13 protein-coding genes and 6 pseudogenes are annotated in these 21,819 nt (G+C 69.7%); 11 read left to right on the forward strand and 8 right to left on the reverse strand.

Features of this window, described 5'->3' with window-relative positions; genetic code table 11:
- Positions 1–113 precede the first annotated feature (113 nt).
- The 3 genes and pseudogenes from ABZ454_RS37255 to ABZ454_RS37265 form a co-directional block, all read right to left on the reverse strand.
- Positions 114–424: pseudogene (locus tag ABZ454_RS37255) on the reverse strand (hypothetical protein); the annotation flags it as partial.
- 427 nt (positions 425–851) lie between these two features.
- Positions 852–5,900: a DNA-binding protein gene (locus ABZ454_RS37260; protein WP_359543931.1), complete on the reverse strand. Its 5,049-nt coding sequence runs from the start codon at positions 5,898–5,900 to the stop codon at positions 852–854.
- A gap of 38 nt (positions 5,901–5,938) precedes the next feature.
- The gene (locus ABZ454_RS37265) at positions 5,939–6,820 is read right to left on the reverse strand and encodes a DUF4132 domain-containing protein (RefSeq protein ID WP_359543912.1); all 882 of its coding nucleotides are present in this window, start codon (positions 6,818–6,820) and stop codon (positions 5,939–5,941) included.
- Between the two features lie 110 nt (positions 6,821–6,930).
- Between ABZ454_RS37265 and ABZ454_RS37270 the strand changes: the two are divergent.
- Both ABZ454_RS37270 and ABZ454_RS37275 read left to right on the forward strand, forming a co-directional pair.
- Positions 6,931–7,220, forward strand: a pseudogene (locus tag ABZ454_RS37270) (cryptochrome/photolyase family protein); the annotation flags it as partial.
- Between the two features lie 243 nt (positions 7,221–7,463).
- Positions 7,464–8,048 (forward strand): hypothetical protein, encoded by a 585-nt coding sequence (locus ABZ454_RS37275; RefSeq protein ID WP_359543913.1) that lies wholly within the window; start codon positions 7,464–7,466, stop codon positions 8,046–8,048.
- 120 nt (positions 8,049–8,168) lie between these two features.
- Here the strand turns inward: ABZ454_RS37275 and ABZ454_RS37280 are convergent, their stop codons facing one another.
- Positions 8,169–9,137 carry an NADP-dependent oxidoreductase gene (locus tag ABZ454_RS37280; RefSeq protein ID WP_359543932.1) on the reverse strand — a complete coding sequence of 323 codons (969 nt, stop codon included), beginning with the start codon at positions 9,135–9,137 and terminating at the stop codon, positions 8,169–8,171.
- A 93-nt stretch (positions 9,138–9,230) separates the two neighbouring features.
- Between ABZ454_RS37280 and ABZ454_RS37285 the strand changes: the two genes are divergently transcribed.
- The gene (locus ABZ454_RS37285; protein ID WP_359543915.1) at positions 9,231–10,229 is read left to right on the forward strand and encodes a helix-turn-helix domain-containing protein; all 999 of its coding nucleotides are present in this window, start codon (positions 9,231–9,233) and stop codon (positions 10,227–10,229) included.
- Positions 10,230–10,366: 137 nt separating this feature from the next.
- On the opposite strand, the pseudogene ABZ454_RS37290 reads toward ABZ454_RS37285, so the two are convergent.
- Positions 10,367–10,800, reverse strand: a pseudogene (locus ABZ454_RS37290) (transposase); the annotation flags it as partial.
- On the opposite strand from ABZ454_RS37290, the gene ABZ454_RS37295 reads away from it, so the two are divergent.
- The 3 genes and pseudogenes from ABZ454_RS37295 to ABZ454_RS37305 form a co-directional block, all read left to right on the forward strand.
- Entirely contained in the window at positions 10,774–10,935 is a 162-nt protein-coding gene (locus ABZ454_RS37295) for a hypothetical protein (protein WP_359543934.1), read from the forward strand. The pseudogene ABZ454_RS37290 and the gene ABZ454_RS37295 overlap by 27 nt on opposite strands.
- Before the next feature lie 268 nt (positions 10,936–11,203).
- Positions 11,204–13,003, forward strand: a complete 1,800-nt coding sequence (locus tag ABZ454_RS37300) for a cellulase family glycosylhydrolase (RefSeq protein WP_359543916.1) — start codon at positions 11,204–11,206, stop codon at positions 13,001–13,003.
- A 153-nt stretch (positions 13,004–13,156) separates the two neighbouring features.
- Positions 13,157–13,412 (forward strand): annotated as a pseudogene (locus ABZ454_RS37305) (IS5/IS1182 family transposase); the annotation flags it as partial.
- 47 nt (positions 13,413–13,459) lie between these two features.
- Here ABZ454_RS37305 and ABZ454_RS37310 read toward each other — a convergent pair.
- Complete coding sequence (locus ABZ454_RS37310) at positions 13,460–13,762, reverse strand: hypothetical protein (protein ID WP_359543917.1); 303 nt, start codon at positions 13,760–13,762, stop codon at positions 13,460–13,462.
- A 437-nt stretch (positions 13,763–14,199) separates the two neighbouring features.
- On the opposite strand from ABZ454_RS37310, the gene ABZ454_RS37315 reads away from it, so the two are divergent.
- Positions 14,200–15,216, forward strand: a complete 1,017-nt coding sequence (locus ABZ454_RS37315) for an IS630 family transposase (RefSeq protein WP_359543933.1) — start codon at positions 14,200–14,202, stop codon at positions 15,214–15,216.
- Between the two features lie 21 nt (positions 15,217–15,237).
- Here the strand turns inward: ABZ454_RS37315 and ABZ454_RS37320 are convergent, their stop codons facing one another.
- Both ABZ454_RS37320 and ABZ454_RS37325 read right to left on the reverse strand, forming a co-directional pair.
- Complete coding sequence (locus ABZ454_RS37320; protein WP_359543918.1) at positions 15,238–15,777, reverse strand: GNAT family N-acetyltransferase; 540 nt, start codon at positions 15,775–15,777, stop codon at positions 15,238–15,240.
- 319 nt (positions 15,778–16,096) lie between these two features.
- Positions 16,097–16,288 (reverse strand): annotated as a pseudogene (locus ABZ454_RS37325) (transposase); the annotation flags it as partial.
- Between ABZ454_RS37325 and ABZ454_RS37330 the strand changes: the two are divergent.
- From ABZ454_RS37330 to ABZ454_RS37345, 4 genes and pseudogenes are all read left to right on the forward strand, one after another.
- Positions 16,263–16,967 (forward strand): hypothetical protein, encoded by a 705-nt coding sequence (locus ABZ454_RS37330; RefSeq protein ID WP_359543935.1) that lies wholly within the window; start codon positions 16,263–16,265, stop codon positions 16,965–16,967. The pseudogene ABZ454_RS37325 and the gene ABZ454_RS37330 overlap by 26 nt on opposite strands.
- Before the next feature lie 146 nt (positions 16,968–17,113).
- A complete protein-coding gene (locus ABZ454_RS37335; protein ID WP_359543919.1) occupies positions 17,114–18,547 on the forward strand; it encodes an endonuclease/exonuclease/phosphatase family protein in 1,434 nt (477 codons plus the stop codon).
- Positions 18,548–18,835: 288 nt separating this feature from the next.
- A pseudogene (locus ABZ454_RS37340) lies at positions 18,836–19,311 on the forward strand (diadenosine tetraphosphate hydrolase).
- A 295-nt stretch (positions 19,312–19,606) separates the two neighbouring features.
- A complete protein-coding gene (locus ABZ454_RS37345) occupies positions 19,607–21,814 on the forward strand; it encodes a helix-turn-helix transcriptional regulator (protein WP_359543920.1) in 2,208 nt (735 codons plus the stop codon).
- Positions 21,815–21,819: the final 5 nt, after the last annotated feature.

Raw genomic sequence — 21,819 nt, forward strand, 5'->3', positions numbered from 1 at the left:
TGGTTCTGCTCCTGTGGGGGCGAACGATCAGCTCGGACGCCGCCTTCAGCTGGACCGGCGATCAGGAGGCCGGGCTGCGCATCCTGGCCGGCCCGTTGACGCCCTGACGCTGTTCAGGAGCGCAGCCGTAGGCGAATCGCAGCGACGGCTACCGTGCCGTGGAACACGTAGGGCCGCTTGTCGAAGCGAGTGGCCACGGCACACGGCACGGAGTCCCTTGAAGGCGTTGAATCCCTTGAAGGCGTTGAAGGCGTTGAATGTCCGCTCAACTTCATTCCTGCGGCCATACGCTCCCGCGGTCGAATCCTGTTGGCCTACCACCGGCGCTACCACGGCGGCGGCGGTTGTCCTTCCGGTTGGCTGGTTCTGGGATGGTGTGCTTGATCGGTCGTCGTCGCAGGTATCGGCGATTGCGGTGCGCTGAACGATCGCTGCTGCCAACCATGGGCAAACGGTCGCAGAAACCACAGGGCTTCGGTCCCGCCGCGGCGCGGAGCGCCGCGACGGATCAGGAGTGAGGGGATCAGGATTCAACGGGGAGAGCCGGGAGGCGTAAGGCGTAAGACAGTGAAGACGCGCTCGGCCTGGTCGCGCTGGGTGTGCAGGTCCCAGTAGAGCGGGGCGATGTCCTCGGCCTCGGCGGTCGGGGCTCCGGGAGGGCCACCGCCGCCGACCGCGCTGTACTCGGTACGAGCGGAGAGCTGCTTGCAGGTCGCAGCGGTTTGGGCGATGCCGGGGCCGGGGCAGGGCCCGGGGCCGACGACTACGCCCGCTACCGCCCCGGCCGGCACAACGCCGCAATCCGCCTCCGGGCCGCCGCCACTGGCGGCCTTCCCCTTCAGCGGCCGAACTCAGCGGCGCCGCTTGCGCGGACGCGGCACCTCCAGTTCCTCCAGCTGCGGCCCGTCCCCGTCCTGGGTCCGACGCCAGGCCTCACGGTACAGAGCGGCGACGGGCCGGGTGGGCACGACGACGCCCAGGACGGCGCTCTCACCGTCGAGCAGGTCGTACATCGACAGCTTCCACCGCTCCAGCGGCACGTGCGGTTTGGCGAGCTGGGTCCACCCGCCTGGCAGGAACAGCGTACGTCCGGCCTTGGAGCGGCTGCCTTCGACCACGAGTTCCGTGGCCGCGAGTTCGGCGCGGGCGGCCCGGAGCCTGGCCGTTCCACCGTGCTGCTTGCCCCAGCCGGTCCAGCGCGCCGTGTTGCGGTCGGTGGGGTCCGGCATCGCGAGCAGCATCAGGTAGAGGACGGCGGCGTCCTCGCCGACGCCGTGCCGCTGGGCCACTTCGCCGACCAGGTCGGGCACGGACCGGGTGGGGTCCTGCGGCCACCAGAGCCCGTCCGCATCGCGTTCGCCCGCTACCGGGTCCCCGGGGTCGGCGAGCAGTTCGGCGAACAGCCGGTCGTGGACCAGGCGCAACGCGGTCTCCTGGGCGTCCGGTCTCCCCTCCGCGAACAGCGCCGTCAGGTGGGAGTCGGTCCCCGCCGCGTCCAGCAGTGCGGGCCTGAGGGAGGGAGCGGGCGCGGACATCTCGGTGCCCGCCACGACGGCGCCGAAGCGCACGAAGCCCTCGCCGGTCTCCGTGGGGTCCCCGGCGGTCCGGCGGAACGCCTCCCAGTCGATCCGCCGGTCGAGGGCGATCAGCAGGCCGGGGTGGGCCAGCCGTTCGCGCAGCGCGGTCAGTACGCCGGGCAGGGTCGCGCGGACCGGGTCGCCGGAGGGGAGCCGGTGGGCGAGCCATACGGCCAGGGCCACCGAGCCCTTGAGGACGTCGTTGCCGAAGCCGGGCGCCCTCTCGACGGATTCGAGGGAGTAGCGGCCGAACTTCCAGGTCAGGTCCCGGGAAAGCCGAGGCTCGGTGGTCATGCCGACGAAGCCGTACAGCGCGGCGGAGGGTGCCCATCCCGGGGACACGACGGTGCGGACCGCGTCGTGGAGCACCTCCTCGGGGACGGGCGTGCGCCGGCCCAGCCGCTCGTTCCAGACCTCGGCCGCCCGGGCGGCGTCGGGGCCGTCGGTCCACAGCCGGGCCGGCTCGGCGGGGAGCAGTGCCGCCACGACGGCCTGCCGGGCGCCCGGGTCGAGGTTCTTCAGTTCGTCCTTGGCCACGCTCGCGTCGGCTGATGTCACCCCGATCACCTTCAGCGTCGCGGAGGGCACCGCCTCGCGCTTGTCGTCGATCCTGGGCAGGCCCGCGACCACCAGCCGGGCCATGGTCGGGGTGACACCGGTGATCCGCGCGAACTCCTCGGCGGCCGACGGGAACCAGGGGGCCGGGCCGCGTTCGGCGAGTTCGGCGCGGAACGCCGCCACCCAGCCGGGTGCCCGCGTCGGCTCCGGTACGAACGGTCCGGAGGCGATGAGGGTGTACGGCTCGGGTACCTCGAACCGGCCGGACGGATCGTGGAAGATTGCGCCGTAGCGCAGACTCCTGGGGTCTTCAGCGGGGTCCCACTCGCTGAGGAAGCGGTACGGGTGGGAGGGGAAGAGCAGGAACGCGCCATCCGCGAGGTCCAGCACGTTCTCCTCACTCGCGCCACTCACCCTGTTGGGCCCTTCGAACAGGCTCCGGTCCAGCTGCAGCCGGACACGGCGCCAGTGGCCGGGATCGAGGTCCGTGAGCCCCTCGGCGTCGAACACCCCGAGGTACGCGTCCAACGCCTCCCGGTGCTTCTCCACGGTGCACTCCGAGCCGGCCCGCAGGGCCAGGATCGCGGGCAGCTCCGGCAGGGCCGTGGCGTCCAGTCGCTCCAGCGAGTCGTTCCGGGGGAACTCGACGTGGACCCGGCCCGGGGGAACCGGCTCGGCCGGGCCCCGCATCGACCGGCCCAGCAGGCGTGGCAGGCCGCACAGGTGGTGGTCGGAGGAGTAGTAGCGGGTGTAGCGGTAGAACATGCCCCGGCCCGTCAGGCCGACGCCGTTCACCGCGGCCTCGAGCAGTTCGTCGCCCGGTTCGGGCCGCGGTTCCCGCGGGACGACTCCGGCGATCGCCGCGTCGAGCCGGGACAGCGCGGCGTCCAGGACCCGCTGCTGCTCGGCAGCGAACCGCACCACCCCGGTGATGCCCGCGCGCAGTGCGTCGTGGCCGACCTCCGGCAGGAACGTACGGACCAGGCCGGGCACCACGCCCCGGTCCTCCGTCTCCGCCCGTTCTTTCCCCGGCTCGTCGTCCGTCTCGGCGGCCGGCGCCGCCACGGCCCCTGCCAGGAGTGCCGCCGCGGTGTCCTCGTCGATCCGGCGGAGCGCGGCGGACCCCTGCGGGTCGCGTGGCTGGAGGAGGTGCCAGTAGCGCAGGTGCGGAAGCCGGGCCGTGCCCGCGTTGAAGGGTCCGGACCGGTAACCGGACGGGACCTCGGCGACCAGCGCGCCGTCGGTGTCGAGCAGCTGGACGGTCTGCGACTTCCGGACCACGGCAACCGGCCGGTCGGCGCCGGGGAACACCAGCGCGTGCTCCGGGTCACCGCTCGCCCCGGGCGGCACGACGACTGTGCGTCCGGCGAGGTCCTCGCCCCGCCGCGAGCCGTCGGGAAGGGTCACCACACGCCAGCCGAGTACCCCGTCCACCGGGGCGCAGACCGGGCCCGGTACGGCGGAGGGGGCGGGCAGCAGCCAGGCGGCATCGAGGGTGCTTCCCTCCGGATCGTCGCGCAGGGCCTCGTCGATCCACCGCGGTGCCCCGGGTTCGCCCACTGTGTCACCGACCGGGTCGTACGTCCGCCAGGTGGCCGGCCCGTGCTGCCCGTCCTCCCTGGCCCACACCCAGTACGACGAGCCGTCGCCGATCATTGGCCGGGTCGCCGGCAAGAAGGCGTCCCCTCGGCGGAGCACCCCGCGACCGGTGGTCCGGCCGCCTCCGGGAAGGGGCAGCGAAGCGGGGGCCATGCCTCCGTTGACTCCGCCGCTGCCGTCCGGATCGCAGGGCCACCAGGAGCGGTGGTCGCCCTCGACGGTCAGGTGGGGTGCGCCGTCGGCGGTGTCGTGCCAGTACCCCTGCCAGGTGGCGGCGGAATACGAGTGCCACCAGAGGAACAGCCCGCCGTCGACGTACTGGCAGCTGAACGACCAGAGCCGGTCCGAACCGTCCGGCAGGCGCGGCTCATGGGCGAGGACCGTGCCCTCCGCCCCGAGCACCCGTACCTCTTCGCCGGAGACGGCGATGAGGTACGGCCAGCCGTCGATGACCCGGAGGTCCCGCGCCACCTTCCGTGACGCGGCGGAGCCCAGGGCTTCCTCCCAGGCGGGCCAGCCCAACTCGTCGAGGATGCCGGTGCGCAGGGTGCGGGCCAGCGCGGGGGCGAGGCCGGTGGCCAGTGCGGCCCGTACCGCGCCGGCGGCGACCGCCAGCGCCTCTCCCGGCAGCCAGGACAGCGTGCGCAGCGGGCTCGACCAGCTGGAGAACTCGGGCAGTGCCATGGTGAGGTACGCCCGGCTGACCTCTTCCACCCAGGTGGCGAGCATCGGCCGCCCGCCGGGGGACCTGGCCAGATCGACGACGGTCTGCTCGCTGTCCTCCTTGTGCCAGTCGGGACAGCCACGCAGGAACGCCGGAAGGAAACGGGTGTCGGCTGCCAGCGCGAGGAGGTCACGCCGGTACACGCCCGCCGCCCACGCGCTCAGAGCGAGCCTCTGACCGTCGCCGGGCCGTGCCACCGGTATGCCGAGGGACAGAAGCTGGTCGAGCAGGTTCACGTCGCCGACCGGGGGAGGGAAGGCGCCACCGTCGGCACGGAGTTCGGCGTGCAGCGCGTCGGCCATGCGGTCGACGAGCGGATACAGCTCCGGCGGCGCGGCGTGGTGGCCGTCGCTCCCACACAGCGTGAGGAACCTCTGCGCCCATCCGGCCGTGCCGTCGGGGGACCGTTCCTCGGCGGGCAGCGCGGCGTCGCACAGCCCGGCGGCGGACCCGGACTTCTCCAGCAAATCCAGCCATTGGGACAGCTCACCCCGGTCCCACCCGGCGGGCAGCAGGCCCAGCAACGTGCCTCGGACGGCGGGCTCCCGGCGGGCGAGTTCCAGCAGCGCGGCCCGGTGGGCCTTCCACCAGCCGGCGGGTGCCTCGGCGGTGCCGGGCAGGGGCAGCATCTCGCGCAGGTAGGCCATCTCCTCGGCCTGCGCGTTCTTGCCCGCGACCGCCTTCGCCAGTCTGCGCAGGTCGGTCGCGCCCGGACTCGACGGCGGCACCCCGTGCGCGGCGAGCCGGACGAAGAGCCCGCGCAGGTGCCGGAACGCCGTCGCGGCCTGCACGCGGGACGGGAGCCCCTTGGCGTAGCTGGAGAGGATCTTCGTCGGTACGGCACCGGCCAGGGCGAACTCGAGGAACACCGCGTCCATGCGTGCCTCGTCGAACGGCAGTGCGTGTGCCGTCTCGGCCTTGCGCGCGTTGACGAACATCTGGGCCGCGTACGCGCTCTGGTCGGCCGCGAGGAACACCCGCCCGGCCTGTTCGTAGAAGGTCGGCAGGAAGTGCGGTACCGAGCCGGCGAGCCGCTCGCCGATTGTCTCGTAGGCGGCGCGGGCCCTCTTCGCCCGGGATCTCACCGTCCGCGCGACCTTGTCCATCTCCTCGGCCAGGGACATCGCCAGGTGGCCGTCCGAAGGATGGCGGACCAATATCCATTCGGGGAAGCCCATGGCCCGGTGCTGCCCGACACCGACCTCTACCGGCTCGCCCTCGGGTTCGAGTCCGAGGAAGCCCGTGGCCGCGTCCCCGGTCCGGTCCTCTGCCGTCAAACGCACGACGATCCGGCCGTCCAGCCCAGGATGCCGGTAGGTCTGCGCGAACACGGGGGCCGCCCGGTCGCCCCCATGGGTGGTGCCCGGCGGCAGTATCGCGCCCGCACGCAGCAACTCCTCCGTCTCGGCCGTCGCCCCGTCCAGTGTCGTCCCCTCGCTCATGACCGTGTGCCTTCCGTGGGTGTACGTAACGCTGTCGTTCATGCGGCGCCACCCTTGGGCACCGTGCGACCGGCGTGCAGGGCCGCGGCCATGCGCATGCCTTCGGACCACGCCACGGGACCGACCTCGTCCAGAGGGAGGCGGCGGCGCCCGCCTTCGTCGAACCAGGTCAGGCTGCCGGTCCAGGCCCTCTCCTCGGTGTAGGGATCACTCATGCCGACCGAGGCGGTGATGATGCGCCCGGCGTCCCGGATCTGGTCGACCACGCTGCTGCCGGCGATTCGGTAGCCGAGAGACGTGGCACGGGAGGAGAGATGGAACCATGAGCGGTACTCGGCTCCGGCGAACTCGGTGACCGCAGCGGGGGCACCGTCGGTGTCGGCGGGCTTGCGCCAGATGGCTCGGTGGATCTGCTCGACGCCCTGGACCAGGCCCGACTCGGCGGCTAAGGCCCGGAGTTGCTCCAAGCCGGGGAGGAGGATCGGGTGGGGCATGGTCACCGACCGGGCCGACAGGGGGACGGTCTCACCTTCCAGGTTCATCACCCGTACTCCGCCCGAGTCGTCCGCGTCGCACAGGAAGCCGACTTCGTGCGGGCCGTCGCCGACGAGGACGATGTCGCGGAGCGCCGCCTGCCATGCTGCGTCGGCCCGGAGCCGCGCCAGCAGACCGGTCGGCACCGGCAGCGAGGACACCATCCATGTGCCGACCTGTGCCGCGCACTCGGCCGCGTGCCGGTCCAGCCACTCGGCGAAGCGCTGCAGTTCGACGACTTCGGGGCGGTCCTCCAACTCCGCTGGCAGGGCCCTCTCCTGCGTGCCCTCCTGCCCGGCCGGCGACGCGCCCGACGCTCGTCGTGCCACCACCTGCCCCTCCACCAACGACACTTCGTAGGTGTCACCTGCTGCCAGCCAACCCATAGGTTCTTCGCCTCTCCCCTCACTCGGAACACCACACAGCGCAGAGGCGGACCTCATGGGCGCACCTCGCTGTGATGTTGGCGAAAGACTAGAGGCATCCACCGACAGTCCCCCCGCGATGCGCCGGTGACCTGGATGTTTGGGCCTGCCGCCCCCGTGAGAGCGACATCGACGCCGAGGTGCGGTCCAACCTCGATCGCTGGTCGTGTGATGAGGGCGTCGAGTTCGTCGGTGAGGACACACTCCGCACGTTCCCCGCCACCCGCCGGAGGAGCTGGCCGCACTCCGCCGCTTCGTGGAGCACCGGCTCGCCACCTCCGGACCGTACGAGGACGCGGTTCTCGCCGGGGACGCGACGATGAGCCACAGCCTGCTCTGCTCGTCGTTCGACGTCGGTCTGGCTCACGCTGGCCCTGGACGTCTGCACACACTCGTGCTGCGCGTTCCGCCTGACGATGGTCTCGGACACCTCGGTGGACGTCGCGATGCTGCTGCGGGACGTGAGAGAAGTGGCGGCTCGCCCCTGGGCTGCTGGACAACGTGACCGAGTGGGGCTGAGGGCCCCGGTGGTGGTCGCGGATGCGGGCTACGGCGTCAGCACCCCCTTCCGTGCCACGGCCTTCAGGAGCGGGACCTGTCCTACGTGCTCGCGCTGACCGGGAAGGAAGTCGCCCACGAGCTGAACATCGAGCCGCACCAGCCGGGTTACGGAGCGCTGGGGCCGCCGACGCTTCCCCGATGCCGGACGCCGCCGCGAGCTCTTTCCCTCCACGCGACCGATGCCGCATCCGCTGGACAGTTCACCGAAGTGGGCTGGGGGCAGGGCAGCAAGGGGGCGATGACCTCCCGGTTCGCCGTGCTGGTCGTCCGGCCGGCGGGCAAGCAGTCGTTGGCCGCCGCCCAGGCGGCAGGCGGGGGCCGCAGCCAGTGGGACGGTGTCCTGCCTGCTTCCACGGTGCTGGTGGAGTGGCCTGCGGGGAATGAGGCACCGACGGATTACTGGATTTCGAACCTCCCGCCCGACACTCCGGTCGCTGACCTGCTGCGGTGGGCGAAGATGCGCCGGTGTTCGAACACGACTACCGCGAACTCAAGCACGGCCCGGGCCTGGACCACTTCGAGGGTGCCGCACCTGGCGCGGCTGGCACCACTACGTCACCCTCGTCACCGCCGCCAGGCCTTCCTCACGCTCAGGCGCCTCGACCCAAAAGTCCACACGTCGGCCTGACCCTCTACCAGGTCCTGGACCGTTTCCAGGACCTGCTGAAGGGCTGGACCGGCACCTGCACCACCTGCAACCGCCCCCTATCCCGCAACCGGAGCGGACACAGAACCTAACGAAGCACTACTAGGCGGCGGCCTGCCCCTTTTCCGTCCCCTCCACGGTCAGCACAATCTTGCCGGTGGTACGACGGGTCTCGCCGAGGGCATGGGCCTTGGCGGCCTCGCTGAGCGGGAAGGTGGCCTCGACGTGAGCGCGCAGGGCGCCGGTTTCGACGAGGCGGGCGATGGCCTGCATGCCGCCGTGGTCGGCCTCGACGAGGAGGGACTCGAAGCGGATGCCCCGCTCGGCGATCATCGCCAGCTCGTCGGGTCCTACGGGTACCGGCAGGATCGAGATGAGCGTGCCGCCCGGGCGCAGAACGGCGAGGGAGCGGGCGCGGCCTTCGGTGTCGACCGAGATCGGGTCGAGGACCACGTCGATGCCCGTGAGGGCCTCGGCGATGTCGACGGTGCGGTAGTCGATGGCCTCGTCCGCTCCCAGGGAACGCAGGAAGTCGTGCTTGGCGGCGCTGGCCGTGCCGATGACGTACGCGCCGCGGGACTTGGCGATCTGGACGGCGAGGTGACCGACTCCACCAGCGGCCGCGTGGATGAGGACGCGTTGTCCGGGCTGGACATCGGCGGTGTCGACGAGGGCCTGGTAGGCGGTGAGGGACGCGAGCGGCAGGGCACCGGCCTGGACGTGGTCGATGCCGGCCGGCTTGTGAGTGAAGGAGCGGGCGGGGGCGGTCACGTACTCCGCGTGGGAGCCGACCCCGTCGGGGTAGGGCAGCATGCCGAAGATCTCGTCACCCGGCTTGAAGAGGGTGACGCCGGTGCCGACGGCCTCCACGACTCCCGAGACGTCCCAGCCGAGGACGAGCGGCAGGCGGTCGATGGTCAGGGGCCGGGCGCGGTTTCCCCAGTCGGTCGGGTTGACGCCCGCTGCTCGGACGGCGACCAGGATCTCGCTCAGCCCCGGCACGGGCCGGGGAAGTTCGACCTCCTTGAGTACGTCGGGGGATCCGTGGGTCTCCTGACGGATGGCTCGCATGGTGGCGGTGCTGGAATTCGTCATGGGTCCAGCTTGACCGCCATCATGGTCCACTACCATGGCATAAATGCCAACTTCCGACGGGATTCTGCCATGGCTCGCGCTCACCGCATCGTCGTTCTGGCCATCGACGGGGTGTATCCCTTCGAGCTGGGCATTCCCAGCCGGGTCTTCGGGGCCGTGGACGGCCGCTACGAGGTCCTCACCTGCACCGTCGACGGCCGACCGGTCCGCACCAACTCCGACTTCTCGATCACCGTCGAGCATGGTCCGGAGGCACTGCGCACCGCCGACACCGTCGTCATCCCGCCTTTCATCCCCACCGCCGTCGCTCAGGAAGTGCCGCCGGCCGTGGTCGAGGCACTCGTCTCCGTGGCTCCTGGCACGCGACTCGTGTCGATCTGCACCGGCGCTTTCGTCCTGGCCGCCGCTGGACTCCTCGACGGCCGGCCCGCCACCACCCACTGGGCGGCCGCCGACCTCTTCCGTGCGCGGTTCCCCCAGGTCGAACTGGATCGCGACGTCCTGTTCATCGACGACGGGGACGTGCTGACCTCGGCCGGCGCCGCCTCCGGGCTCGACGTCTGCCTGCACATCATCCGCAAGGACCACGGCAGCGAAGTCGCCAACCAGGTGGCTCGTATGTGCGTCACCCCTCCATGGCGCGACGGAGGGCAGGCGCAGTACATCCAGCACCCGGTGCCCGAGAGTACGGCCACCGGAACGGCCGGCGCCCGCCAGTGGGCGCTGGAACACCTTCACGAGCCCATGACCCTGGGGGACCTCGCCGAGCATTCCCGCATGAGCTTGCGCACCTTCGCCCGCCGGTTCACCGAGGAGGTGGGCATGAGCCCGGGACGCTGGTTGATCCAGCAGCGCGTCGACCGCGCACGCCACCTCCTGGAAACCACCGAGCTGCCGGTGGACGAGATCGCCGGCCAAGTCGGCTTCGCCGGCGGCACCTCGCTGCGGGAACACCTGCATGCCGCCGTAGGCGTCTCACCGCTCGCCTACCGGCGCACCTTCCGCGGTGCCCTGGCATCCGACCCGCCGGCCACCACCGCACGCACCGCTGCGCGAACGCGGCGATGAACCGACCCCTTCGCCGCCTCCGTCACACTAGATGTTGATCATGTGTCGGCGAGGCCGTGCACGGCCTCCTTGACTGCCTCGCCCAGGGTCGGGTGCGCGTGGACGTTGCGGGCGACCTCGTGGACGGTGAGGTCCCAGACCTGGTCAGGCAGGACAATGCCCGCGGCGTGGTCGTGGGCGTTCGCAGCGAGGACAACGACCGCGATGACCAAGCCGAGGACGTCGACGGCCAGGCCGCGCTTGCGCCCGGGCACCCGCTTGGCCGGATCGTGGCGGTTCGTGGAGGCGGGGACCCCGGCGGCCACGTGGACGCTGTGAGTGTCCAGCACCACCAGGGTGGGCCCTCTAATCGTCGAGCCCTCTCCCGGACCTGGCAGCGCAGGAGGTCATGGATGACCTGGTCGGTTCCGTCGTCCCGCCAGGCGGCGAAGTAGTAGGTCGCGCTCTTCCGCGGCAGATCGTGTGGGAGGTAGGCCCACTGGCAACCGGTCCGCCCCTGGTAGAGGATCGCGTTCGCGATCTCCCGCATGGCGTAGGCGCCCTCATGACCGCTGACCGAGCGGTGCCGGTCAGCGATCGGCATCCCCGTCGTGAGGAGGCCGATGCCCGTGCCCGGGAAGAGGCCGAGGCCCACCAGGAGGAGAACCAGGCACAGGTACGGCGGGCAGCCCAGGAGCAGGCGGCGAAGCAGACCTCGGGCAGTTAGGCGGCGGCGGCCGCCGCTTCCGAAGCTCAGGGCTCGACGTCAGAAACAAGTTCTGCAGAGAGCTTCCGTCCGGTTGCCCGGCGCGTCTACGCTCACTTCTTGTGGGAGCGCTCCCACTATCGTCGGAACAGCGTCATGCGCAGTGTCGAAGGTCATCCAGCCAGGTAAAGGCGCATTGCCCCCTGTGGGACCCGCTTTGAGGCTGGTCTCTCGCCCGGCGGTCCCATATGGAGTGATCGGTCATATCCGTGCGTTGAGGGAGAGTGCGATGAGCATGCGAAGAGCCCTTCGGGCCTTCGGCGTTGTCGGAGTGCTTATGGCGGGTTCGGTGGCCGGATTCGGCGGCCCGGCCTCGGCGGTCGCCTCGCCGGCGGCCGGTCAGTCCGCCGCAGACGGCAGGGCCTCGGCGGTCGCCGCGGCGCCGGCACTGCACGTGTCGGGCAACCGCCTGGTCACCGGGTCCAATTCCACGTTCCGCCCACTGGGTGTCAACCGGTCCGGCGGGGAGTTCGGCTGCGTTCAGGGCAAGGAGATATTCGACGGGCCGACGGACCAGGCGGCCGTCGACGCGATGAAGGCATGGAAGATCAACACTGTCCGGATCCCACTGAACGAGGAGTGCTGGCTGGGCACCGGGAACTTACCTCCGACAGCGCCCAGCGCGGCGGCGTACCAGCAGGCGGTCAAGACCTACGCGGACCTCCTGGTGGCCAACGGCATCAACGTGATCCTCGACCTGCACTGGACTTGGGGCGAGTACACCGGCCCCGGCGGAGGCTGCCCGGACGTCGCGGCCACCTGTCAGAAGCCGATGCCGGACGCGTGCTACACCCCCACGTTCTGGTCCGAGGTGGCCACGATGTTCAAGGGGAACGGAGCGGTCATCTTCGACCTGTTCAACGAGCCGTACCCGGACGCGGCCAACAACTGGTCCGACGCCACGGCCGCATGGACCTGTCTGCGTGACGGCGGCACCTGCGCCGGGATCACCTACCCCGTCGCCGGCATGCAGACCCTCGTCAACGCGGTACGCGCCACCGGTGCCACCAACGTGATCATGTCCGGCGGTCTGGAGTGGACGAACAACCTGAGTCGGTGGCTGGAATTCAAGCCGGCCGACCCCACCGGCAATCTGATGGCCTCATGGCACTCCTACAACTTCAACGGCTGCGTGACCACCTCGTGCTGGGACAGCACCATCGGAGCGGTCGCCGCCCAGGTGCCGGTCCAGGCCGGCGAGATCGGTCAGAACACCTGCGCCCATGACTACATCGACCAGGTGATGGACTGGGCGGACGCCAACAAGGTCGGGTACACGGCGTGGACCTGGAACCCTTGGGGTTGCAGCGGTGGCAATGTGCTCATCGAGGACTGGAACGGCACACCGTCCAGCACCTACGGTGAGGGGTTCAAGGCGCACCTGCTCAGCCAGACCCCCGGTGATCCCGGCGGTGACACCGCTGCGCCCACCGCTCCGGGGACTCCCACCGCCTCCGAGGTGACGGCCACATCCGTGACCTTGAGCTGGGCGGCCTCCACGGACAACGTGGGTGTCACCGGTTACGACGTCGTCCGTGTCACCGGCGGCACCGAGACGCAGGTGGCCGGCTCGGCGTCCAACCGGGCCACGGTCACAGGGCTGTCCGGCGACACGGCCTACACCTTCGCCGTTTACGCCAAGGACGCGGCCGGCAACCGCTCCACCCGCTCGGCCACCGTTACCGTTACCACCACCGGCACCCCGGCGGGCACCTGCTCCGTCGGCTACCGCTTGGTGGGGGACTGGGGAAGCGGCTTCCAGAGCGAGATCACCATTCGCAACACCGGCGCCGCCGCTGTCAGCAACTGGAAGCTCGGCTTCACCTTCACCAACGGCCAGACCATCAACAACATGTGGGGCGGTACCCCCACCCAGACAGGCGGCTCCGTGAGCGTAATCCCCGCCTCCTACACCGACACCATCACCGCCGGCGGTTCCGTCACTCTCGGTTTCATCGCCAACAGGGGCGCCACGAACACTGCCCCGACCACCTTCACCCTCAGCGGCAGGACCTGCACCACAGCCTGACCACAGCCGCTGCCCCGCAACCGACATCAATTGCGCCCCCGCAGTTGCCCCACCGCAACCCCCGGAAACCCAGGCCCGGCGGTGTCGGACAGGGAGCACCCGCCGGCCCGGCCACAACCGCCGGGCCGGCGGCCCTGTAGAGTGCCGAAATTGCAGGCCTACTCCTCCCGCGCGCTGCTGCGACGGCGCGGTATCGCTTGCACCATCCCCGAGCCTGCCGACCAGATCCGTAACCGCAAACTGCGCGGCTCGGCCGGCGGACGTCCGCCGACCCTCGACCGCCCGGCACGCCGTCGAATGCGGCGTCAACCGCTTGAAGAGGAACCGCGCCGTTGCGACCCGGTGCGACAAGCTTGCCGTCCGCTACCAGGCCACTGTAACCATCGCTGCCATCGGCGAATGGCTCTGACCAGGATCACCTGGCGACAAGGCCCCTGGCCCGAGAGACACCGACGTCTACTCCACTTGGCGACTCGCTCGCAGTACTTCCTCCACAATCCGCTTTGCGTCAGGTCGAAGGGACACGAGCAGACCCTCAGGACACCCGCCGTCCCGGGCCAGAATCCGACCCAAGGACTCCGCTGCCGAGTCAAGCACAAGCTCGTCCTCGACCGGCGAACCGGCCACCTCAACCAGCGCCTTCACCAGGTGCTCACCCGAGTACGCCTCAAGGTCCATCGCGGCATCATCGCGCTCGTCGATACGAGCAGCCCTGTCCAGCAGAACCGAAATCAACCCCTCCGGCTGCGGCACAACCATGCTTCCCTCCTCACGGAATGCTGCCACCAGCATCCACACGTCAGACGCCTTGGTCGAACGAGACCCCCGACGGTAGGCGCAGGTGCAAAGAGGACCGGCCGCGTACAAGGTGATCGATGCTCTCATAGGCGTGTCCCGTGACACTTCGGATGCTGGCGGGTGGACTCCCGATGGATTCGCCCCCGGGGACGGACTCCCGTTTCCATCGTCGCCCCCGGCAATGGGACACGACTTTCAAACACGCCCAATTGCTCTGACCAGGAAGGTTCGCCGGATCGGCGGTTCCAGCGGTTGGATGTCCCGAGACGTCCGATCCGACCGTTGGGGGTGTGGCGGCAGAGCCTGTCCGTGTGCGCAGGTTGACCGACCATGAGGAGCAGAACCTGCAGCAGATCGTGCGCCGAGGCAGCACCAGCTCGGTGCGGTACCGGCGCGCGATGATGCTGCTGGCCTCAGCCGTCGGAAACCGGGTCCCGGTGATTGCGAAGCTGGTCCAGGCCGACGAGGACACCGTCCGCGACGTGATCCACCGGTTCAACGCGATCGGCCTGGCCTGCCTGGACCCTCGGTGGGCGGGTGGCCGTCCCCGCCTTCTCAGTCCTGACGACGAGGACTTCGTCGTCCAGACGGCCACCACCCGCCCGGCCAAGCTCGGACAGCCCTTCACTCACTGGTCCATCCGCAAACTCGCCGCCTACCTGCGTAAAGTGCACGGCCGAGCCATCCGGGTCGGCCGCGAGTCATTTCGGTGCCTGCTCGCCCGCCGCGGCGTCACCTTCCAGCGCACCAAGACCTGGAAGGAGTCGCCCGACCCCGCGCGCGAGGCCAAGCTGGACCGCATCGAGGAGGTGCTGGAACGCTTCCCAGACCGCGTGTTCGCGTTCGACGAGTTCGGGCCGCTCGGCATCCGCCCCACCGCGGGAGCCGGCTGGGCTCCCGCCGGTCACCCCGAGCGCCATCCCGCGACGTATCACCGCAGGCACGGGGTGCGGTACTTCCACGGCTGCTACTCCGTCGGCGACGACCGGCTGTGGGGCGTCAACCGCCGCAAGAAGGGTGCGGTGAACACCCTGGCCGCACTGAGGTCGATCCGGGCCGCGCGCCCGGGCGGGGCCCCGATCTACGTCATCCTGGACAACCTGTCCGCCCACAAGGGCGACAAGATCCGCTGCTGGGCGAAGAAGAACCTCGTCGAGCTGTGCTTCACCCCGACCTACGCCTCCTGGGCCAACCCGATCGAAGCCCACTTCGGGCCACTGCGGCAGTTCGCCATCTCCAACTCCCACAACCGCAACCACACAGTGCAGACCCGGGCCCTGCACGCCTACCTGCGCTGGCGCAACACCAACGCCCGCCACCCCGAAGTCCTCGCGGCGCAGCGTCGCGAACGCGCCCGCATCCGCAGCGAGAAGGGCATCCGCTGGGGCGGTCGCCCGCTTCCCGCCGCGGCCTGACAAGCGAGCGAGCTGAGAGCGTCAGGCCCTCACACCACGCGCGATTCGGTACAGCACGTTCGGACGCAGGGACCCTTCGGGCGCGGTGGGGTCGTCGAAATTGTCAGCCGGGTCGCGGGTCATGCCGATCCGGCGCATCACTGCTTGGGAACGGAGGTTGGTAGCAGTCGTCACTGCAAGGATCTCGGGGAGTTCGAGCGTTTCGAAGCCGAAAGCAAGGCCAGCCAGGGCGGCCTCGGTGGCGTAACCCTGGCCCCAGGCCGAGCGAGCGAGCCTCCAACCGATCTCTACCCCCGTGAACGGCATGCCATCATCCACCTGGTCCAAGCCCGCGAAGCCGATGAACTCGCCCGTGGCCTGCAATTGAACTGCCCACCACCCGTAGCCTCGCTGGTCGAACTCGGCCTGGAACTGCGCCACGGAGGCATCGCTCTGTTCACGGGTGAGCAGGTCGCCCAAGTGCTCCCGAACCTCGGGGTCAGCATTCATCGCCGCCCACGGTTCAAGGTCGGAGTCTTGCCATCGACGGAGCACGAGGCGATCGGTATGCAGTTCAGCCATGCTGCCCAGCTAAGGTGAGCGCCGTCCCCAAGGCAATCCATTTTCTTCGGGACTGCTACCGCCGCTCAGAAGGAGAACGCTCGGCTGGCTCCAAGGCCGACGAAGCGACCACCGCCCCGGCGAACCTTCCCGGTCAGAGTACTAGCAGCAGATAGCTAGTGCCGCGGCAGCCAAGGTTCACCCCGTCGCGACGCCATGCACGCACTCTCGCCGCACCGGCCGAAAGTCCAAGTACGTCCAGTACGAGGACTTCCGGCCGGCACGCCGAGAGCACGCACCTGACGCCGCTCCTACCGGGCAAACCTTGACTGACGCGGCACTAGCCCACGGCATCAGTCACCAGAGCGCGCAATTGCCGTCGGCAGATGAGTGCGCATCCAAGGGTGAGGAAGGCCTCGTGGACGTCGTCGCGGATCTCCGAGCGGACCCGCAGTCGGCGGAACCAGTGCAGGTGAGTGAACGCGTGCTCCACTACCCAGCGTTGGGTGCCCAGTCCCGAGCCGTGCTCGGTGCTGAAGTACCTGCCCGCAGTGTCCGAGCGGGCCCGGGTGGAACTGATGCGGATGGCCGCCCACAAGACCCGGCCGCCCAAGCAGAAGAAGGCCCGCTCCCTCGCGCAGCTGCGCGCCGACTGGAAGCAGAGCGCGATGGACACCTCGAAGGTGGCCGCCGACGTCATCGCCTCGCTCCTCGAGCGCGCCCGCGCCGCAGCCGCCCGGGTCCGGGTCCGGGCCCGGGTCGCCGCCGTGGTCGATGTCGCCCTGCCGGCCGTCGACGTCGCCGCGGCGGTGTCCGTGATGAACGGCGGTGGCCGATTCCACCGTCGGCACTTGCTCGCCGAAGCGCGTCGTCACCTCGCCCTGGTCTTGCGGGAATCGCGTCCGGACGTGGAAGCTCTGGACCTCACCGCCGGACAGCTGCGCCGCGTGACGGACGCCTTCACGAAGGCCGATGGAGGAGCTCGCGAGCGGTCGAGGAAGTATGCCGCCCCTGAGGGCGCCCCCGCACCGCGCCCGGCGCGCGAGGACGACCAGCCCGTACGAGTGCCTGTTCAAGGCTGGTGGAGGAAACGTCCTGGCCGCCATATCCCCGGACCGGAGCCCTGCGGGAGGTCCTGGTCGAAAGCCCGCCACCGCACCGTGCGCCGTCTGGTCGCGGGCGAGATCGAGGCAGCACTTCACGGTGACTGAGCCGACCCGGATCCCCAAGTCCCGTTGTGGGGTGCCGGACTGGATCCGTCGCAGAGCCACGGGTAATCACCTATAGTCTCGGCCTGTAATTTTGCCGGATGTTCATGATCGGCATATGTGTGCAGAACGTGTGAGGAGCGACAAGGGTGAGACGAATACGGTTCGCGGTGGCGGCTCTGCTGTCCGCAATGGCCGCCGTGGTGGCACTGGTCGCGCCGCCGGCGGTGGCTGCGGAGGCGCCCCAGGGGTCGGCCGGGCAGCGGTGGGCACTGAAGGTCGACAACCTGTACGTGACGGTGGACGCCGGTGCCGACGGGGACATGAAGCTGAGGGCCAAAGGCACCACGGCTGCCGGGTGGGAGAAGTTCACCCTGCACACCGACTATGTATCCGGCTCCGGGTTCGGATCGTCAGTCATATTCCGCTCGGAAGCCACGGGCCGGTACGTAACGGCGGAGGACGACGCCAGCGGCAATCTGCTGCGCACCCGAGTCGAGAACACGGGCTCCTGGCAGCGATTCTCGCTCGTGCCTCTGATGACCGGCGAGTACGGACTGAAGGCCCACAACGGCAAGTTCGTGGCCGCGGAGTTGGGTGCTTACGCCGACCACGGCCTGCTGCGCGCGCGGACCGACAAACCCGCTTCCGAGCTCGGCGCCTGGGAACGTTTCACACTTGAGCCGATCAGCGCGCCGGAGTCGGACCCCACCCACATGCCCGCACCCGCCACACCGGCGGTCAAGGCTCACAACGTGGTGTCGTGGAACATCTGCGCCAACAACAACACCGACTGCCCTCTCAAGTACGCCCCGCCGACGACGATGGCGCCAAAGGTTGCAAGCGCGCTGTTCAACGCCATGGGCACACGGCGGCCGGACGCGATCTTCTTCCAGGAGATCTGCGAGAAGCAGGCCAAGCCGTTGGAACTGGCACTCGAGGACAGGTGGCCGGGGCTGGATGTACGGTTCATGCCGACGTACTACAAGGTCACGGGCACGAACATCCTGGCGCAGAAGAATTGCTCAGACGGCACCGACAACGCCGACCGGGGCGCTTTCGGCATTGCTCTCGCCGTCCCCGACAGCAACACCTGGTACCAGGGCACGGTCCTGCCCTCACCTGACAAGCCTGTACCCGACAAGAAGGAGCAGCGGCCGATGCTCTGCGCGGTCGTCCCCGACGAGGGCTCCGCGTATTGCAATGCCCACTTCAGTAGCGGTCCCTACATCAACTCCGACGGCAAGCTCGTCGGCGACGACAGCGATCCGAACGATCTGTTCCGGCCCAAGCAAGCCGCAGAGATGCGCAGCCAGGTGGGCAACTACACGGCCGCCGGCTACACCACGTACTACGGCGGCGACCTCAACACCACCACGGCTGACGTGACCTACCTCGACCCCCTCTACTCCAGCGGGCAGGAGTGCGGGCAGACGGACCCGACCAAACCGCACACGGGCTACCCGACCGACGGTAACAACAAGATCGACTACGTCTTCGGCCCGCAGGGGCTCAAGTACACCTGCCGTGTGACCGATCCGGCGCTCTCCGACCACCGGATCATCGAAGCAGAGACGTCCTGAACGCCTTTGCTCTGACTGAGGGTTGCCGGCATCCCTGAAGCGCATCCCGTGACCGCAGAAGACGGGGCGTCCGGCCGCACGGCCGCACGCCCCACACGCGCTGGTATCGGTGCATCGCGTGCATCGTCAAGAACGCGCGGGCCGCCCGAACATACTGACGTCGCGGTTGATGAGGATCTTTGAAAACGGACGGTGCCGCTCCTCTCCCCACTTACTTGGTCCTTGAACTTTGTGAGGACGGTGGGGAGCCAGGAGCGGTCCTTGATCACTGGTGTGTAGGTTCTGACCGTGAATGATGATTGGCCAATGGACCGGATCGGGACTGCTCTGCGGGGTGAAAACCCCACGTCTTGCGGCGGTTGACGTCGGGGTTCGCAGCGATCGGGGACGTTTCAGTTCCTGCCGGCATACTCGGTCTTCTCGTGGATGAACCGGATGTGCAGCGGCTGTCCGACCTGCCGAAGGCAAAGCGGCTGTCGTTCCTGTCCGACATGGACCAGCTCGGTGAAGCGGTTGAGCGGGCGTGTCGGCGGCTGGACCCGGCTTTCCGACGGGTGAATCTGGAGATCCTGGGGAACACGGACCCGGTCGTGCATGCGCATGTGCGGCCGCGGTTTGAGTGGGAGCCAGCCGATGTGGTGGGTGCTCCAGTGTGGCTCTACCCGCGCGAGCGATGGAGCGACGAGCAGCTCAGGCTCGGGCCGCAGCATGACGTGCTGCGGGATGCGATCGGCAGCGATGGCTGTCCAGTGGAATCCAGGTAAGCCGGTTCCCTGGGAACGGCTGGGGAGCTGGTCTTTTTCGCAAGCTGTCTCCAGGCTCCGTCGCCAAGCTGGGAGTCACCCGAGGTCGCCCCAGCACTGGTTTCAGTCCCAGCCACGGAGCTGACCTCACCGCGGACCGCGGCGCACGAGGCCAGGTGCCGCGAGGAAGGGACACCAGGCGGGACTTTTAGCATCGACGCCCAACGCAGCGCAATGCGACGCGTACGCGATCCGTACGGTGAACGTACGCTATCCGTACGAATCATCGACTAGGGTGTTGCTTGGGAGGTGTTCCATGTCTGAGTTGTTCGATCGGGTCGATGCGCTGGTCGCGTCCAGGTCTCCGCTGCCGCCGCCGGCGGAGCGCAAGCGGCTGCGCGCCGCGCACGGCCTGACCCTGGATGAGGTCGCGGCCGCCCTGGAGGTGCGGCGGGCGACGGTCAGCGGCTGGGAGGCGGGCAAGACCGAGCCGCGGGCGCCGGAACGCGAGGGGTATGCGCGACTGCTCGGCAAGCTCGCGGAGCTCTACCCCGCCGACTCCAACGCCACGGAGCCCGTTGAGAGCGAGGCCGTTGCAAAGACGTTCCTGAGCGCTTCCGCCCCGGCTCCGAACACGCAGTCCGTGCCCACTGACGCGGCGCCCGAGGCTGTGGCCGTGACGACCGAGCAGAACACTCAGACTCGCCCGGCTGCCAACGCGGTGCCTCCGGCTGCCGCGTCGCCTCCGGCGAGTACAACCAGGACGACGACGTCGTCGGCGTCGCGCCGTCCAAGCATGCGGAAGGCGGGCCCGGCCGGAACCCCGGCGAGTGGTACCGATCCGCGGTTCGCGAACGGTCCGCTGGCTGTCGTTGACGTCGAGAACGGGCGTCCGGTGGCGTACTGCGTCGGCGGCCTCGTCCTGGACGTGCCCGCCAAGTCCGTCCCCGCTCTCGTCGACTGGGCGCTGAACGAGGCCGAACTGGGCGCTGCCCGGCTCAGCGGGGCCGGCAAGGACGCCGACCCGCTGGTCGTGCTCACCCCTGCCGCGTGCGAACGCTACGGTCTGCCTGTCCGGCTCAGCGACGAGGAACGCAGGGTCGGGCGGCTCCCCGAAGGCCACAAGGTCATCAAGGAGCTCACCCGGGCCCACTGGCAGCTGACCCGCCGGGGCTTCGGCCCCTGGGCGCGTATCTACCGCCCCGCCCAGGGCGGTAAGCGTGCCTGCGTGCAGCTGTGCATCCCGTCCTGGAACGCCCTCGACACCCGCAGCTGGGGCGACGCCGGACAGCTCCCGGCCCCCGCACTCGCCCGCCTCCTGGGCGCCTACGCCACCCGGGTGATCACCCCGCGCGGGTCCACGGCCGTCACCGGCCTGGAGCTGATGACCGCACTGCACCCGCCCACCAGGGCGAGCGAACCCGATGGTGCCGGCAAGCGGCACAGCCAGCACAACCCCGGGTCCCTGGGCAAGGAACCGGTGGACTGCGCACCGTGCGAGGCACCCGACGGGCACCCCCTCCTGGCCGGTCTGCCGCGCTTCCATCAGCGCACCCCCGCCGAAATGCTGATGGAAGAGGCCTACGACTGGGCCCGCCCGCTCACCGACGAGGAATGCACCAAGCGGTATGTGGTGGGCATCGACGTCAACATGGCCTTCGCCGCCGCAGCCAACGGCACCACCGTCGGCCTGGGCGCACCCACCCAGGTGCGCAACCCCGCCTTCGACCCGAAGCTGCCCGGCTCCTGGCTCGTCGACCTTTCCCACGTCGAGCTCGACGACCGGCTCCCCTCACCGTTCACCCCCATGGGCGAACGCCCCACCGGGCCCGCGTGGTATGCGACACCGACCGTCGCCTACGCCGTCGAGCTCGGCTACCAGGTCACCCCCGTCGAGGCCTGGGTGCGCTACGACAACGGCCGCTACCTCGACGGCTGGTACAACCGCCTGCGCGACGCCTATATCGCGACGATGGCCGACCTGGGCGTCACTACCGACCTGACCCCGGCCGGTTTCCTGGCGGCCATGGACGGCCACCGCCTTCGCGACCCGCAGATGGCGCTCGTCCTGTCCGCGGTCAAGGCCACGGTCAAGGGCGGCCTCGGCAAGCTCCGCGAGCGCCCCCGCGGCGAGGGCTGGAAGCCGGGGGAGCCCTGGCGGGCCCTGTCCCGCCCCACCTGGCGCCCCGACATCCGCGCCGCAGTCATCTCCAAGGCCCGTATCAACATGCACCGCAAGATGCTCAAGCTCGCCGACGCCACCGGCCAGTACCCGCTCGCGATCCTCTCCGACTGCGCCGTCTACGCCAGCGACGGCCCCAGCCCGCTCGACTTCCTCCCCTACCACGACGGCAAGCCGCTGCCGGGCGGCTTCCGCCTCGGCGTCAGCCCCGGCATGGTCAAGCACGAAGGCACCCAGACCACCCTGTGGGCCGAGAGCGTCCATGAACAGCACGGCCGCAACGAGAACCTCGCCCGGTACATCAAGGACGGCCACGTCACCCGAACCGACAACGGGGAGTAGGAAGT

Origin of the sequence: Streptomyces sp. NPDC005803 (assembly GCF_040630435.1) — a bacterium.
Taxonomy (GTDB): Bacteria; Actinomycetota; Actinomycetes; order Streptomycetales; family Streptomycetaceae; genus Streptomyces.

Excerpts from the sequence above, each read along its gene's own strand:
- ABZ454_RS37260 (WP_359543931.1), bottom strand. The coding sequence starts at position 5,900 with ATGAGCGAGGGGACGACACTGGACGGGGCGACGGCCGAGACGGAGGAG.
- ABZ454_RS37265 (WP_359543912.1), bottom strand. The coding sequence starts at position 6,820 with ATGGGTTGGCTGGCAGCAGGTGACACCTACGAAGTGTCGTTGGTGGAG.
- ABZ454_RS37280 (WP_359543932.1), bottom strand. The coding sequence starts at position 9,137 with ATGCGAGCCATCCGTCAGGAGACCCACGGATCCCCCGACGTACTCAAG.
- ABZ454_RS37285 (WP_359543915.1), top strand. The coding sequence starts at position 9,231 with ATGGCTCGCGCTCACCGCATCGTCGTTCTGGCCATCGACGGGGTGTAT.
- ABZ454_RS37295 (WP_359543934.1), top strand. The coding sequence starts at position 10,774 with ATGACCGCTGACCGAGCGGTGCCGGTCAGCGATCGGCATCCCCGTCGT.
- ABZ454_RS37300 (WP_359543916.1), top strand. The coding sequence starts at position 11,204 with ATGAGCATGCGAAGAGCCCTTCGGGCCTTCGGCGTTGTCGGAGTGCTT.
- ABZ454_RS37310 (WP_359543917.1), bottom strand. The coding sequence starts at position 13,762 with ATGGTTGTGCCGCAGCCGGAGGGGTTGATTTCGGTTCTGCTGGACAGG.
- ABZ454_RS37315 (WP_359543933.1), top strand. The coding sequence starts at position 14,200 with ATGATGCTGCTGGCCTCAGCCGTCGGAAACCGGGTCCCGGTGATTGCG.
- ABZ454_RS37320 (WP_359543918.1), bottom strand. The coding sequence starts at position 15,777 with ATGGCTGAACTGCATACCGATCGCCTCGTGCTCCGTCGATGGCAAGAC.
- ABZ454_RS37345 (WP_359543920.1), top strand. The coding sequence starts at position 19,607 with ATGTCTGAGTTGTTCGATCGGGTCGATGCGCTGGTCGCGTCCAGGTCT.